We start from the raw sequence: 12,978 nt of genomic DNA, 5'->3' as shown, positions 1-12,978 counted from the left end.
CCCGGAGCCGAACCCCCGCTTCAAGAGCAGTAGTTGATCAATGAGCAGCGTAGAAAAGAAAAGTCCGGGGAACGGTCACCGTGACCGTTCCCCGAACTCTCAAGCCGTTTTCACCTTCCGGCCATGCGGCGCATTCTGCGAATCAGGGATTCAGCCCTGAGAAGCAGACTGCTGCTGGGTCTTGCGGCGGCGCATCACCAGGAACGCGCCGGCACCCGCGAGGGCGACGGCGACGGCGGCCATGGCCCCGACAGGAGCGCTGGAGCCGGTCTCGGCGAGGTTGCCCTCGGAGTCACCCTTGGCATCGTCGCCACCCGAACCGCCCTGCTCGCCGGGCGCGTTGGGGGCGGGCGACTCGGACGCGCCCGGGGTCTCACCCGGGGTGGTGGGGGTGCCGGTACCCGGAGTCTCGGTACCAGGCGTCTCCGTACCGGGAGTCTCCGTGCCGGGAGTTCCGGTGTCGGGGGTCTCACCGGGCTTGGGGGGGTCGTTCTTGCCGGGCTCGCAGTCGACCCAGAAGACCTTCTTCTTCGGGTCGCCCTTCTTGCCCTCGAAGTCCCAGAACAGCTTGTACTGCCCGTCGGGCAGGGTCATGTCCTCGGTACGGACATGACCGTCCTCGTCGAGCGTGATGGCGCCCGAGTTGACCTCGGTGCCCTTCGGCTTGTCGTTGTTCGACCAGGCCTGGATCTGCCAGACGACCTTCTGGCCGGCGTCGAACTTGAACGCGTCGAGGTAGAAGCTGCAGACCTTGGGCTCGTTCTTACGGAGCTCCTCGCCCGTCTTCGAGTCGTGGATCTTCACCGTGCCGTTGTCGCCCTTGGGGTTGCCCGAGGCCGAGGCGGTGGGAGCCAGCAGCAGAGAGGTCGCCATGGCAGCGACGAGCGTGCCGGCGGAAATGAGGGATCGTCGCATGTGCAGTCGTCCATCTGAGAGATGAGGGATGCCGTGGGGGATGGCTGGGGCAGCCTATCCGTAGCTTTAAGCCACGCTTAACCCAAGGGCGATAACAATCAGAGCGCGAAGAACGCCCCCAGGAGCAGCGCCCCGCCGGCCCCCGCCAGCGACCACGCCGTCCGCGTCATCCGCAGCCCGCCGCCCACCACCGGCGCCGCCAGCAACAGCGCACCGCCCAGCGGCAGCCAGGCGTGCAGACCGCCGCCCCAACCCGTCCGCACCGCCTCGCTCGTGCCCGGCTTCACCACCACCGGAAGCCGCTGGCCCTTGGCCGCCGCGACCGAGTGCTCGATGGTCAGCGTGGTGTGCGGCGAAGGCGGCCCGTCCGGGACATAACGGCCGCTGCACGTCTCCTCATCGCAGCCGGTCACCGTCAACGTGCCGTGCTCACGACCCTTCGAAAGCAGGACGTGCTGCGCCGAACCCCAGGACGACCAGACGCCCGCGACGACGAGCAGCAGGGCGACCAGGGCCATGGCGGCGTTACGGGCGTGGTTCATGACCCGCGATCGTACAGTCGTACGGACGAAGGGACGCACCGCGCCCGCGCATCAGGAGTTGTACGCCGACTGCGCGCGCTCCAGACCCTCCGTCACCAGGCACTCGACGGAGTCCGCCGCCCGGTCCACGAAGTAGTCGAGCTCCTTGCGCTCGGTCGAGGAGAAGTCCTTCAGGACGAAGTCGGCCACCTGCATCCGGCCCGGCGGACGACCGATCCCGAACCGCACCCGGTGGTACTCCGCACCCATCGCCTTGGTCATCGACTTCAGACCGTTGTGGCCGTTGTCGCCGCCACCGATCTTCAGCCGCAGCACGCCGTAGTCGATGTCCAGCTCGTCGTGGATCGCCACCACGTGCGCCGTCGGCACCTTGTAGAAGTCGCGCAGCGCCGTCACCGGACCGCCCGAGAGGTTCATGTACGACATCGGCTTCGCGAGGATCACCCGGCGGCTCGCCGGCCCCGGCGGCCCGAGGCGCCCCTCGACGACCTGCGCCTGCGCCTTCTGCGCCCGCTTGAACTTCCCGCCGATACGGTCGGCGAGCAGGTCCACGACCATGAAACCCACGTTGTGGCGGTTGGCGGCGTACTCGGGACCGGGGTTGCCGAGACCGACGATCAGCCAGGGGGCGTTCGCGTCGTCCGTCATGTGCGTCACGTCTCCTCGTGTGCGTACAGAGAAACGGGGTGGCGGGCCGCCGTCGCGGCCCGTCACCCCGTCACGTCAGGCAGAGCCTACGGCTCAGGCCTCGGCGCCCTCGGTCTCACCCTCGGCGGCCGGCTCCTCGGCCTGGGCGGCCAGGATCTGGATGACGACGGCCTCGGGGTCCGTCACCAGGGTGGTGCCGTTCGGCAGCGCGATGTCCTTGGCGTGGATCGAGTCACCGGCCTCCAGGCCCGCGATCGAGACCGTGACGGACTCGGGGATGTGGGTGGCCTCGGCCTCGACGGAGAGCGTGTTCAGCACGTTCTCGACCAGGAAGCTGCCCGGGGCCAGCTCACCCTCGGTCTCGACGACGATCTCGACGGTGACCTTCTCGCCACGGCGGACGAGAAGCAGGTCGACGTGCTCCAGGAAGCCCTTCAGCGGGTCGCGCTGCACGGCCTTCGGGATGGCGAGCTCGGTCTTGCCCTCGATGTCCAGGGACAGCAGGACGTTCGGGGTACGCAGGGCGAGCAGCAGCTCGTGGCCCGGCAGGGTGACGTGGACCGGCTCGGCACCGTGGCCGTAGACGACGCCGGGAACCTTGTTGGCGCGACGGATACGGCGGGCAGCGCCCTTGCCGAACTCGGTGCGGGTCTCGGTCGCGAGCTTGACCTCGGACGACATATGCACTCCTCGTAAGCAGAAAACGGACAGTGTCGGCTACCCGGCCACGACTGGCCTGCTACGAAGAGCGCGTCGATAACGGACCGCCGCACCTCACCGGTACGGCCTCCCTCGCCGAGCAACTTCGGCAGTCTACCCGCCGCCCCTCGACCGGCCCAATCGATCACCCGGGGCGGGCGCCGTACGAGCGGAGGGCCGCCTCCCCGCTGGGGAAACGGCCCTCCACTCGTACCAGCTGTCTGCTTACTGCTCCTCGAAGAGGCTCGTCACCGAACCGTCCTCGAACACCTCGCGCACCGCGCGGGCGATCGTCGGCGCGATCGACAGCACCGTGATCTTGTCCAGCTCCAGCGAGCTCGGCACCGGCAGCGTGTCCGTGAACACGAACTCGCTCACCTTCGAGTTCTTCAGACGGTCCGCGGCCGGCCCCGACAGGATGCCGTGCGTCGCCGTCACGATCACGTCCTCCGCACCGTGCGCGAAGAGCGCGTCGGCCGCGGCGCAGATCGTGCCACCCGTGTCCACCATGTCGTCGACCAGGACACAGACCCGGCCCTTCACGTCACCGACGACCTCGTGAACGGTCACCTGGTTCGCGACGTCCTTGTCGCGCCGCTTGTGCACGATCGCCAGCGGCGCGTCCAGACGGTCGCACCACCGGTCCGCCACCCGCACACGACCCGCGTCCGGGGAGACGATCGTCAGCTTGTTCCGGTCGACCTTCGCACCCACGTAGTCCGCCAGCACCGGCAGCGCCGACAGATGATCCACCGGACCGTCGAAGAAGCCCTGGATCTGGTCCGTGTGCAGATCGACCGTGAGGATCCGGTCGGCACCCGCGCACTTCAGCATGTCGGCGACGAGACGGGCCGAGATCGGCTCCCGGCCGCGGTGCTTCTTGTCCTGACGGGCATACCCGTACGACGGAATGATCACGGTGATGCTCCGAGCGGAAGCCCGCTTCAGAGCATCGATCATGATCAACTGCTCCATGATCCACTTATTGATCGGAGCCGTGTGGCTCTGGATCAGGAAGCAGTCCGCGCCCCGCGCCGACTCCTGGAAACGGACGTAGATCTCACCGTTCGCGAAGTCGAAAGCCTTGGTCGGCACGAGGCCGACACCCAGCTGGTGCGCGACCTCCTCGGCCAGCTCGGGGTGGGCGCGGCCGGAGAAGAGCATCAGCTTCTTCTCGCCGGTCGTCTTGATCCCGGTCACAGCACTGTCTCCTCAGACGTGTTCTCTGGCCGCGATCAACGAGCTTTCGTGCGCGCGTGCGAGCCAGCCGAATTTGTGTGCACGTATCACGGTACGCCGAGTTCGACGTACCCGTTTCCGGTCAGCTTTCGCCGGCGGACCCCTCCGCGGCCACCTGAGCGGCCTGCGCGGCGGCGCTCCCAGGCCGCTTCCGGGCCACCCAACCCTCGATATTCCGCTGCTGGCCCCGGGCGACGGCGAGCGAACCGGCCGGGACGTCCTTGGTGATGACCGACCCCGCGGCGGTGTACGCACCGTCCCCGATCGTGATGGGTGCCACAAACATGTTGTCCGACCCGGTCCGGCAGTGGGACCCGATCGTCGTGTGGTGCTTCGCCTCACCGTCGTAGTTCACGAAGACGCTCGCCGCGCCGATGTTCGTGTACTCGCCGATGGTGGCATCGCCCACGTAGGAGAGGTGCGGGACCTTCGTGCCCTCGCCGATCGTCGCGTTCTTCATCTCCACGTACGTGCCCGCCTTGGCCTTCAGCCCGAGCGTCGTGCCCGGACGGAGGTAGGCGTACGGGCCCACGGACGCGCTCTCGCCGATCACGGCCGAGTCCGCGACGGTGTTGTCCACCCGGGCACCCCTGCCGACCGTCGTGTCCTTCAGGCGTGTGTTCGGACCGACCTCGGCGTCCTCGCCGATGTGGGTGGACCCGAGCAGCTGCGTACCCGGGTGGATCACGGCGTCAGGCTCGAACGTCACCGTCACGTCGACCAGGACGGAGGACGGGTCGACGACCGTGACACCGGCCGTCATCGCCCGCTCCAGCAGGCGCTGGTTCAGCAGGGCGCGGGCCTCGGCGAGCTGCACCCGGTTGTTGATGCCGAGGATCTCGCGGTGGTCACCGGCGACCGAGGCGCCGACCCGGTGGCCGGCCTCGCGGAGGATCGACAGCACGTCGGTGAGGTACTCCTCGCCCTGGCTGTTGTCCGTCCGCACCTTGCCGAGCGCGTCGGCGAGCAGCCGCCCGTCGAAGGCGAACACCCCGGAGTTGATCTCCCGGATCGCGCGCTGCTCGTCGGAGGCGTCCTTGTGCTCCACGATCGCGGTGACGGCGCCGGTGGCGGCGTCCCGCACGATCCGGCCGTAGCCGGTCGAGTCCGGCACCTCGGCGGTCAGCACGGTGACGGCGTTGCCGTCGGCCGCGTGGGTGGCGGCGAGGGAGCGCAGCGTCTCGCCGGAGAGCAGCGGAGTGTCGCCGCAGACCACGACCACGGTGCCGTCGGGGGCCTGACCGAGCTCCTCGAGGCCCATGCGGACGGCGTGCCCGGTGCCGTTCTGCTCGGCCTGGACGGCGGTGCGGGTGCCGGCGTAGTGGGTGTCGAGATGGGCGGTGACCTGCTCGCGGGCGTGCCCGACGACCACGACGAGGTGCTCGGGCTCCAGCTCGCGCGCGGCGGACACGACGTGTCCGACGAGCGAGCGCCCGGCGATTTCGTGCAGGACCTTGGGGGTCTTCGACTTCATGCGGGTGCCCTCACCCGCTGCGAGGACGACGACGGCTGCCGGGCGGTTGGCGCTCACGGGAATGCCCTTCGGCTTCGGGTGGTGGACACCCGCAGGATACCGGGGGGTTTCGGAGCGGAAACGAGTGCGGGTCCTGACCAGGTAGGTCAGGACCCGAACCGAGCATGGCTGCTCCCGGGGGAGGACTCGAACCCCCATGATCAGAACCAAAATCTGACGTCTTGCCCTTAGACGACCCGGGATTACCGCTATGTCCGATTTCGCAGGACGGTCGCGGATGCAGCCCCTACTATGCCGCACCACGCACCCTCGATGCGACGGTAGAGATCAGCGCTTTTGCGAATGTGGATCACGAGGCATCCGTGGTACCCGTCACCCACGTTCTTGCGGATGGTCTTGGGGTTGTGGCGCTTGAGCGTCGTCTTGCCGAAGCTCTTGATGTCGGCGCCGATGAGATCGCACCAGTACTTCTCCGCCGACGCGACGTCGGCGCTCTCGTGGATCATGAGGTGGTACGTGTGCCGCGCCCGGTCGATGCCGAGGAGGTCGAGCCAGGCAATGAACAGCATGACCATGTCCGGGTCGCTGTTGACGAACGCCACCCGCTCACGGCGGGCGTGAGGTTTGTCCTTGGTTCCTTCGGACCAGTACAGGGCCACACCCAGCAGGAACAATTCACGCTCTGACAGATCACCGACCGAGCGTGCCGCCGCCTGTTTGACTCGACGGCGCTCCTCCTCGCGGCGCTGGAGCGTGATCGCCCACCCCTTGCGGGCGATCGCCGACGCCTCCTCGCGGGTGCGCGTCCGCTCCGGCTTCGGGAGGTCTCGTACCCACAGCGAGATCGAGCTCTTGGAGCAGCCCAGCTCGACCTGGATCTGGTCGTAGGTCATGCCCTGGAGGCGCAGCTCGCGGGCTCGGTCCCGGAGGTCGTCCTTGGCGCGAGGGCGCTTCGTCCAGTCCGGTGGGGGTTCTCCCTTCACCAGGCGGTTGAGGAGGTCGTTGTTGTAGATCTGCAGGCGGTCGCGGATCTGGCGGAGGCTGAGGCCCTCGCGGCGTAAGGCGATGGCCTGGTCGCGGAGGGTCTCGAAGTCGGCGTATCGACTTGTTTCGGGTGTCATGGGAACACCGCCGTCCGGAATGCGGACGTCCGGGTCGAAAGCGTGGGCGATTCAGTAGTTCGAGGGACGGGTGTACGCATGAGGTTGACGCGCCTCGTGCGGAGCTCGGGCGGTCGACGGAAAAGGGCTGGCGGGCGACCGTAGGCTGGGAGGCATGACCACAACGGGGGCACATCAGGACGCGGCGGGCATGGGTGCCCGGGGATGGTGGTGGTGGGGGAGACGGCGCAGTGCCGTGCTCGATGTCGGGCTCGGCGTGGTGTCCGCGCTCGAGTGCGGGATCGAGGGGGCCGGGTTCGCCGAGAAGGCGTCGTTGCCCGTGCCCGTAGGGGTGCTGTTCGGGCTGGTCGTCGGGGCCGTGCTGGTCGTGCGGCGGCGGTGGCCGATCACCGTCGTTCTCGTCTCGATCGCCGTCACGCCCGCCGAGATGGGCTTCCTGATGGGGATCGTCGGGCTCTACACGCTCGCCGCCTCCGAGGTGCCCCGGCGGTTCACCGCCGCCCTGGCCGGGATGTCGACGGTCGCCGTGTTCATCGTGACCGTGGTGCGGCTGCGCCAGGACGTCGCGCAGGCCGACGTCGACCAGCGCGACTTCGATCCCAGTGGCTGGTACGTGCCCGTCGTCTCGCTCTTCATGACGCTCGGGCTCAACGCGCCTCCCCTCCTCTTCGGCCTCTACATAGGGGCTCGGCGCCGGCTCATGGAGAGTCTGCGCGAGCGCGCCGACAGTCTGGAGCAGGAGCTGAGTCTGCTCGCGGACCGGGCCGAGCAGCGGGCGCAGTGGGCGCGGCAGGAGGAGCGGACCCGGATCGCGCGGGAGATGCATGACGTGGTCGCGCACCGGGTGTCGTTGATGGTGGTGCACGCGGCGGCGTTGCAGGCGGTGGCGTTGAAGGATCCGCAGAAGGCCGTGAAGAACGCCGCACTGGTGGGTGACATGGGGCGGCAGGCGCTGACCGAGTTGCGGCAGATGCTGGGGGTGCTGCGGGAGGAGGTCGCTCCGGAGCCGGCGGAGGTGCCGTTGGCGGCGGTCGGTCTCGCGGCCGCCGCGGCGGCGGAGGCGGCCTCCGGGGACGGGCCGTGTCTGGGCGCTCTGGAGGAGTTGGTCGAGCAGTCCCGGCAGGCGGGGACGGTCGTGGAGCTGGTCGTCGTCGGCGAGGCACGGGGCTATGCGGCGGAGGTCGAGCAGACCGCGTACCGGGTGGTGCAGGAGGCGCTGACGAACGTGCACAAGCACGCGGCCGGCGCCAAGGTGGTCGTCCGCCTCGCCCATCGGGAGGCGGAGGTCGCCATGCAGGTGGAGAACGGTCCGTCGGACGCGGCGGCGACCGACGCCCATCTGCCGAGTGGCGGGAACGGTCTGGTGGGCATGCGGGAGCGGGTGACCCGTCTCGGTGGTGTGTTCGTGTCCGGGCCGACGGACGCCGGTGGGTTCCGGGTGTCGGCCGTGCTGCCGGTGGGCGAGCGGGACGTGTGATCAGCCGGTGATGAGGCCGGCGCCCAGCCGGCGCTCAGCCGGTGATCAGGCGGGTCGGCTGGGTGCCGGTGATCAGGGTCGAGAGCGCCGCGTCGATGTCGTGGCCGAGGAACCAGTCGCCCGTGTGGTCGAGGCTGTAGATCCGGCCCTCCATGTCGATCGCGAGGACCGCGCTGTGTTCGCCCTCCTCGCCGAGCGGGGCGATCTCGGTGTCGAGCGCGCGTCCGAGGTCCGCGAGGGTGCGGGCGAGGTGCAGGCCGGCCAGCGGGTCGAAGCGTACGGTCGCGGGCGCGATGTGCCGGCCCGCGCCGGGCGCCGTGACGCGCAGGCCGCCGAACTCGGCCCAGGCCTCGACGGCGGCCGGGAAGACGCTGTGCCGGTGGCCGCCGGGGGAGACGTGGGCGCGGAGTGCGTCGGCCCACTGTTCGGCGAGTTTGATGTCCCAGCGGCCCGGCTGCCATCCCGCCTCGCGGAGGGAGGCGTCGATGTTGACCGGGAAGCGGGTGGTGCTCAGGTGGTCGGGCATGAAGGTGCGGTCAGCCGTTCTCGACAGTCGAGGTGGGGTCGACGGTGCGGACACCGAAGTGGGCGAGCATCGCCGTACAGGAGCGGCAGGGTGCCGCGTAGCTGCCGTGCAGGGGGTCGCCGTCCTCGCGGATGCGGCGCGCGGTGAGCTTGGAGTGCTTGAGCGAGCGGCGCGCCTCGCCGTGGGTGAGTGGTTTGCGCTGGGCGCGCTTGGAGCGTCCGGCGTCGGTGGCGGTCAGGTGGCGGGAGAGCAGGATCGCCTCGGGGCAGCGGCCGGTGAAGCGTTCGCGCTGGCCGCTGGTGAGGGTGTCCAGGAAGTCCTGGACGAGGGGGTGCAGTGCCGGAGGCTGGTCGCCGCGGCCCGCGGTGCAGGTGAGGGTTTCGCCGCGTACGGAGAGCGCGGCGCCGACGGTGGGCAGGATCCCGTCGCGGCGGAAGCGCAGTAACGGGGCGCGGCTGGGCTCGGTGCTGCTCCAGTTGAGGCGTGGGTCACCCTGCGTGGGCGTCGGTGCTGCGTACATGGTGCGTGTCTTCCCCTCCTGCAATCCCCCGAGTTGCGGGAACAGACTGCCAAATGGGACGCCTCATGTGGAAGCGGGGTACCTGAAACGGGCGGTCGGTGTGTCGTAACTATCGCCGGTGTGTCATCCGCTCGTGACAGTTGGTCACAGTGAGTGGTGGTAGAGGCGTCGGTGGCGGTATCGGGCCGGGTGGCGGGCTTGTGGCAGCGCATAGGCTGTGCGGAATCAGCCAGCAGCCAGCGCAGGGGGCAACCGCCATGACGACAGGTCGGCTCGGGCAGCACGCCGCGCCACCGAACGCGGCTTACGCCGGGCAGGTCGTGCACTTCCCGGACCCGGTCCGGGCCTCCCGGCATCCCAGAGGGGTGCGGGTGGACGAGCAGGGCTACCCGGACTTCTCACCGTACGCGCGGGCGGCGGCGGAGATCGCGGATCCGCCCGAGGGGTTCGGTGTGGACGAGCTGCGGCTGACGGACTACGTCTCGGCGAACGCGGCCCTCGCGGCGACGGGTCATGAGCTGTGGGACACGATCCCGGCGGTGGCCACTCCGCACGGCTGGACGTGGCACCACGTGGTGGGCGGCCGTCGGATGGAGCTCGTTCCGGTCGAGGTGAAGGCGTTGCTGCGGCACCACGGTGGGGTCGCGACCGCCGCCGTCGACCAGTCGAAGCGGGGCACGCGGCCGCTGCAGGAGACGCGGCCGGCGCACTTCGGGTTGCCGAAGGGCCGGATGTCGGTGAGTGAGCAGCAGCTGCTCGGCGTGGAGGAGGATCTCGGTTACCGCCTCCCGGGTGCGTACCGCTCCTTCCTGAAGGCGGCGGGCGGGTGTGCGCCGGTGGGCGCCGCGCTCGACGCGGAGCTGGGCCTTCTGGTGGACCAGCCGTTCTTCACGGTGCGCGAGGAGGCGGGGGTCAACGACCTCGTCTACGTCAACAAGTGCCTGCGCGACCATCTGACGAAGGACTACCTGGGCGTCGCGTTCGTGCAGGGCGGGATCCTCGCGGTGAAGGTGAAGGGCGAGGGCATCGGTTCGGTGTGGTTCTGCGCGTACGACGACGCGCGGGATCAGGACGGGTGGAGTGTGAACGAGCGCGTGGACCGGCTGCTGCTTCCGTGCGGTGAGGACTTCGACGCGTTCCTGCAGCGGCTCGCCGGCAATCCGCCGGAGCTGGAGACGGTGGCGAACCTGATGGTGGACGGCGGCTTCGCGCGCGCTGTGCCCGTGGTCCCGGTGGGGGAGTGAACTGGCTGTGGTGACGTTCGCGCAGGCGCAGGAGCGCGCCGAGGAGTGGATCAACGGTGACGTGCCCGCGTACCACCACCGCGAGGTGCGGGTACGGGAGTTCGAGCTGGGCTTCGTCGTGTGGGCGGAGGACCGCGAGGAGGGCCCGAGGTCGGACGGCGGCCGCCAGCGGCTGGTCATCGCCCGGGACAGCGGCGAGGCGACGCTGTGGCCGGGGCTGCCGGTGGGTGAGGTGATCCGGCGGTACGAGGAGGAGTACGGGGTCTCGGACGAGGCGCCGGGGGCGGGGGCGTCGACGCCTCCGCAGCGGGTCGATCTGAACGCGACGTCGTTCCTGTTGAGTCCGCCGGAGTGGTTGCAGGACGCGGCGGACAAGTTGGGTCTGCCGCCCAAGGGGCCGAACGCCTCGCAGGCGGGCGGGAGTTCGTCGACGCCGGAGGTGGCGGCCGATTACGAGCCGACGGCGTCGGACGGTGTGCCGGCGAGGAGTCCCCAGGCCCCGGAGAGTCCGGGGAGTCCGCAGAGCCCGAGTCCTTCGAGCAGCCCGTGGGCGGACGCGAACGCGAGCTCGGGCGGTGCGGAGGGGTCCGTACCGCTGCCGGCGACGGTCTTCGCGCCGCCGCTGTCGGGCGCGGACGACGAGGACACTCCGCTCCCGGTGGTGGGTGCGGACGCGCCGACGGCGCTGATGTCGGGTGGCAGCGCGCTGCCGCCGACGGCGGTGGCCCCGAGGCTCGACCCGAACGCGCCGCCGCCGGGTGGGGCTGGCTCGGCTCCGGGCGGTACGGGGGGTATGGGCGGTACGGGCGGCGGTTCCGGTCCGGCGTCCCTGGGTGGGGCGGGGGCGCCGTCGGCACCGGGCGTTCCGTCGGCTCCCGGTGTTCCCGGCGCCCCTTCGGCTCCCGGCGTTCCCGGCGTTCCTTCGGCTCCTGGCGTTCCTTCGGCACCGGGTGCCCCCTCGGCGCCCGGTGGGGGTGCGACTCCGCCGCCCGCGCCGGGTGGGTCCCGGGCCGGGGACATCGCGGACGCCGCCACGAGCAAGGCCGTACTGCCGCCGCGGGGCGCGCGGGGTGCCGGGGCCAATCCGCCCCCGCCGCCGCAGGCGCCCGGTGCTCCCGGGACGCCCGCGGGAGGTTACGTACGGACCCAGCTGGTGGCGCAGCTCGGCCCCGATGGCCCTCAGCCGGCCGGTGCGCCGAATCCGCCCGGTCCGCCCGGTCCGCCCGGGCCTCCGCAGCCCGTGCACCAGGCCGCGACCATGCTCGCGCACCCGAGCCAGGGTGGCCCCGGTGCGCCTCCGCCGCCGCCCGCGCCGCCGGGTATGCCCGGTGCGCCCGGGACGCCGCCCCGTGGGGTCGAGCATGCCGCGACGATGCTGGCCCACCCGGGTCCGGGTGGGCCGCCGGCGCCGCCCGGTCCGCCGGGTGCGCCCGGGACGCCGCCCGGTGGGGTGCACCACGCGGCGACGATGCTGGCGCACCCCGGTCCTGGTGGTCCTCCGGGACCGCCGGTGCCGCCGCCGTCCGTGCCGGGCACTCCGCCGCCGGCGTACGGGTACCCGCAGCAGCCGGCCGGGCAGCCGACGGTCGGTCCCGGCTACCAGGCCGTCCTGCGCTACCGCGCGCCCGACGGTTCCGAGGCCCAGATCATCCGGCGCTCCGCTCCCGGTACTCCGCACCCGGAGTGGCAGATCCTGCACGAGCTGCGCGCCATGAACGTGCCGCCGCAGCAGGTGCTCGAACTGCATACGGAGTTGGAGTCCTGTGAGCTGCCCGGCGGTTACTGCGCGCGGATGATCCGGGAGACCTGGCCGCAGGCGCGGATCACCAACATCGCGCCGTACGGCAAGGATCACGCGGGCCGTCAGCAGGGTATGCGGCAACTGCTCACCCACCAGGGCGAGTTGCATCAGGTCGCGGACGGCCCGGCGCGTCCCGCGCCGGTGCGGGCGCCGCTGCCGCAGGTGCAGCCGGCGCCGCCGATTCCCCCGGAGGGGATCGCGCAGGAGCTGGCCGGTGCGTTCGGTCCGGGGATCTGCCGGTTCGACCAGCGGGCCGTGTCCCGGCAGGGCGTGCCGGAGCTGGTCGCGCTGACGCTCGTGTGGGCGGGTCTGCCGGCCGACTTCGGGCCGTTCTTCTGGGCGCAGCCGGCTCAGCCGGTCGTTCCGACGCTGGCCGAGCTGGCGGCGCAGCGGCAGGTCCAGCCGGCCTCGGACGCGGGGTCGTACCTGGTGATCGGCTCGGACTTCGGGCGGGCGATCTGCGTCCAGTACGGGACCGCGCACATCGTGGCCGTACCGGTCGAGGCCGGTCCGGGCGGGCAGCCGGTGCCGCCGCAGTTCGTGAACAGCGGGCTGCCGGAGTTCACGCGTTCGATGGCGCTGCTGGGGCGGATGTGGCGGCTGCGGTTCGGGCTCAACCCGGAGCAGGCGGGCCGCTGGACGGTCGACTTCCAGGCGCAGCTCGCGATGCTGGACCCGGCGGCGCTCGCGTCGCCGGAGAACTGGTGGTCGGTGCTGCTGGAGCAGATGTGGGACGGCCTGCTCTGACCGATTCTGTTCCTCTGTGACAAAA

General features: G+C 70.7%; 12 protein-coding genes and 1 tRNA gene. 3 read left to right on the top strand and 10 right to left on the bottom strand.

Annotation, left to right across the window (positions count from 1 at the left end; all coding sequences use genetic code 11):
• Positions 1-150: 150 nt before the first annotated feature.
• From ACF06X_RS23040 to ACF06X_RS23005, 8 genes are all read right to left on the bottom strand, one after another.
• Positions 151-915, bottom strand: a complete 765-nt coding sequence (locus ACF06X_RS23040) for an LPXTG cell wall anchor domain-containing protein (RefSeq protein WP_392289160.1) — start codon at positions 913-915, stop codon at positions 151-153.
• A 98-nt stretch (positions 916-1,013) separates the two neighbouring features.
• Complete coding sequence (locus ACF06X_RS23035) at positions 1,014-1,457, bottom strand: hypothetical protein (protein WP_392289159.1); 444 nt, start codon at positions 1,455-1,457, stop codon at positions 1,014-1,016.
• A 51-nt stretch (positions 1,458-1,508) separates the two neighbouring features.
• On the bottom strand, positions 1,509-2,105 hold the full coding sequence (pth, locus tag ACF06X_RS23030; RefSeq protein ID WP_392289158.1) for an aminoacyl-tRNA hydrolase: 597 nt from the start codon (positions 2,103-2,105) through the stop codon (positions 1,509-1,511).
• A 93-nt stretch (positions 2,106-2,198) separates the two neighbouring features.
• Entirely contained in the window at positions 2,199-2,786 is a 588-nt protein-coding gene (locus tag ACF06X_RS23025) for a 50S ribosomal protein L25/general stress protein Ctc (RefSeq protein WP_392289157.1), read from the bottom strand.
• A gap of 243 nt (positions 2,787-3,029) precedes the next feature.
• Positions 3,030-4,004: a ribose-phosphate diphosphokinase gene (locus ACF06X_RS23020; protein ID WP_392289156.1), complete on the bottom strand. Its 975-nt coding sequence runs from the start codon at positions 4,002-4,004 to the stop codon at positions 3,030-3,032.
• Positions 4,005-4,125: 121 nt separating this feature from the next.
• The gene (gene glmU / locus ACF06X_RS23015; protein ID WP_392289155.1) at positions 4,126-5,574 is read right to left on the bottom strand and encodes a bifunctional UDP-N-acetylglucosamine diphosphorylase/glucosamine-1-phosphate N-acetyltransferase GlmU; all 1,449 of its coding nucleotides are present in this window, start codon (positions 5,572-5,574) and stop codon (positions 4,126-4,128) included.
• Positions 5,575-5,688: 114 nt separating this feature from the next.
• Positions 5,689-5,759, bottom strand: a tRNA-Gln gene (locus tag ACF06X_RS23010).
• A 6-nt stretch (positions 5,760-5,765) separates the two neighbouring features.
• A complete protein-coding gene (locus tag ACF06X_RS23005) occupies positions 5,766-6,638 on the bottom strand; it encodes a hypothetical protein (protein ID WP_392289154.1) in 873 nt (290 codons plus the stop codon).
• Between the two features lie 154 nt (positions 6,639-6,792).
• On the opposite strand from ACF06X_RS23005, the gene ACF06X_RS23000 reads away from it, so the two are divergent.
• On the top strand, positions 6,793-8,115 hold the full coding sequence (locus tag ACF06X_RS23000; protein ID WP_392289153.1) for a sensor histidine kinase: 1,323 nt from the start codon (positions 6,793-6,795) through the stop codon (positions 8,113-8,115).
• 34 nt (positions 8,116-8,149) lie between these two features.
• On the opposite strand, the gene ACF06X_RS22995 is transcribed toward ACF06X_RS23000, so the two are convergent.
• Complete coding sequence (locus ACF06X_RS22995; protein WP_392289152.1) at positions 8,150-8,641, bottom strand: SUKH-3 domain-containing protein; 492 nt, start codon at positions 8,639-8,641, stop codon at positions 8,150-8,152.
• A 10-nt stretch (positions 8,642-8,651) separates the two neighbouring features.
• Positions 8,652-9,161 carry a YwqJ-related putative deaminase gene (locus tag ACF06X_RS22990; RefSeq protein WP_158987998.1) on the bottom strand — a complete coding sequence of 170 codons (510 nt, stop codon included), beginning with the start codon at positions 9,159-9,161 and terminating at the stop codon, positions 8,652-8,654.
• A gap of 257 nt (positions 9,162-9,418) precedes the next feature.
• On the opposite strand from ACF06X_RS22990, the gene ACF06X_RS22985 reads away from it, so the two are divergent.
• Together ACF06X_RS22985 and ACF06X_RS22980 are read left to right on the top strand one after the other, a co-directional pair.
• The gene (locus ACF06X_RS22985; protein ID WP_392289151.1) at positions 9,419-10,405 is read left to right on the top strand and encodes an SMI1/KNR4 family protein; all 987 of its coding nucleotides are present in this window, start codon (positions 9,419-9,421) and stop codon (positions 10,403-10,405) included.
• 7 nt (positions 10,406-10,412) lie between these two features.
• Positions 10,413-12,953 (top strand): SUKH-4 family immunity protein, encoded by a 2,541-nt coding sequence (locus tag ACF06X_RS22980; protein WP_392289150.1) that lies wholly within the window; start codon positions 10,413-10,415, stop codon positions 12,951-12,953.
• The last annotated feature ends 25 nt before the right edge of the window (positions 12,954-12,978 follow it).

The organism is Streptomyces sp. NPDC015346, from assembly GCF_043078785.1.
GTDB lineage: Bacteria > Actinomycetota > Actinomycetes > Streptomycetales > Streptomycetaceae > Streptomyces.
This window is presented reverse-complemented; position numbering and strand designations above follow the sequence as displayed.

Excerpts from the sequence above, each read along its gene's own strand:
- ACF06X_RS23040 (WP_392289160.1), bottom strand. The coding sequence starts at position 915 with ATGCGACGATCCCTCATTTCCGCCGGCACGCTCGTCGCTGCCATGGCG.
- ACF06X_RS22985 (WP_392289151.1), top strand. The coding sequence starts at position 9,419 with ATGACGACAGGTCGGCTCGGGCAGCACGCCGCGCCACCGAACGCGGCT.
- ACF06X_RS23025 (WP_392289157.1), bottom strand. The coding sequence starts at position 2,786 with ATGTCGTCCGAGGTCAAGCTCGCGACCGAGACCCGCACCGAGTTCGGC.
- ACF06X_RS22995 (WP_392289152.1), bottom strand. The coding sequence starts at position 8,641 with ATGCCCGACCACCTGAGCACCACCCGCTTCCCGGTCAACATCGACGCC.
- ACF06X_RS23000 (WP_392289153.1), top strand. The coding sequence starts at position 6,793 with ATGACCACAACGGGGGCACATCAGGACGCGGCGGGCATGGGTGCCCGG.
- ACF06X_RS23035 (WP_392289159.1), bottom strand. The coding sequence starts at position 1,457 with ATGAACCACGCCCGTAACGCCGCCATGGCCCTGGTCGCCCTGCTGCTC.
- pth (WP_392289158.1), bottom strand. The coding sequence starts at position 2,105 with ATGACGGACGACGCGAACGCCCCCTGGCTGATCGTCGGTCTCGGCAAC.
- ACF06X_RS22990 (WP_158987998.1), bottom strand. The coding sequence starts at position 9,161 with ATGTACGCAGCACCGACGCCCACGCAGGGTGACCCACGCCTCAACTGG.
- ACF06X_RS23005 (WP_392289154.1), bottom strand. The coding sequence starts at position 6,638 with ATGACACCCGAAACAAGTCGATACGCCGACTTCGAGACCCTCCGCGAC.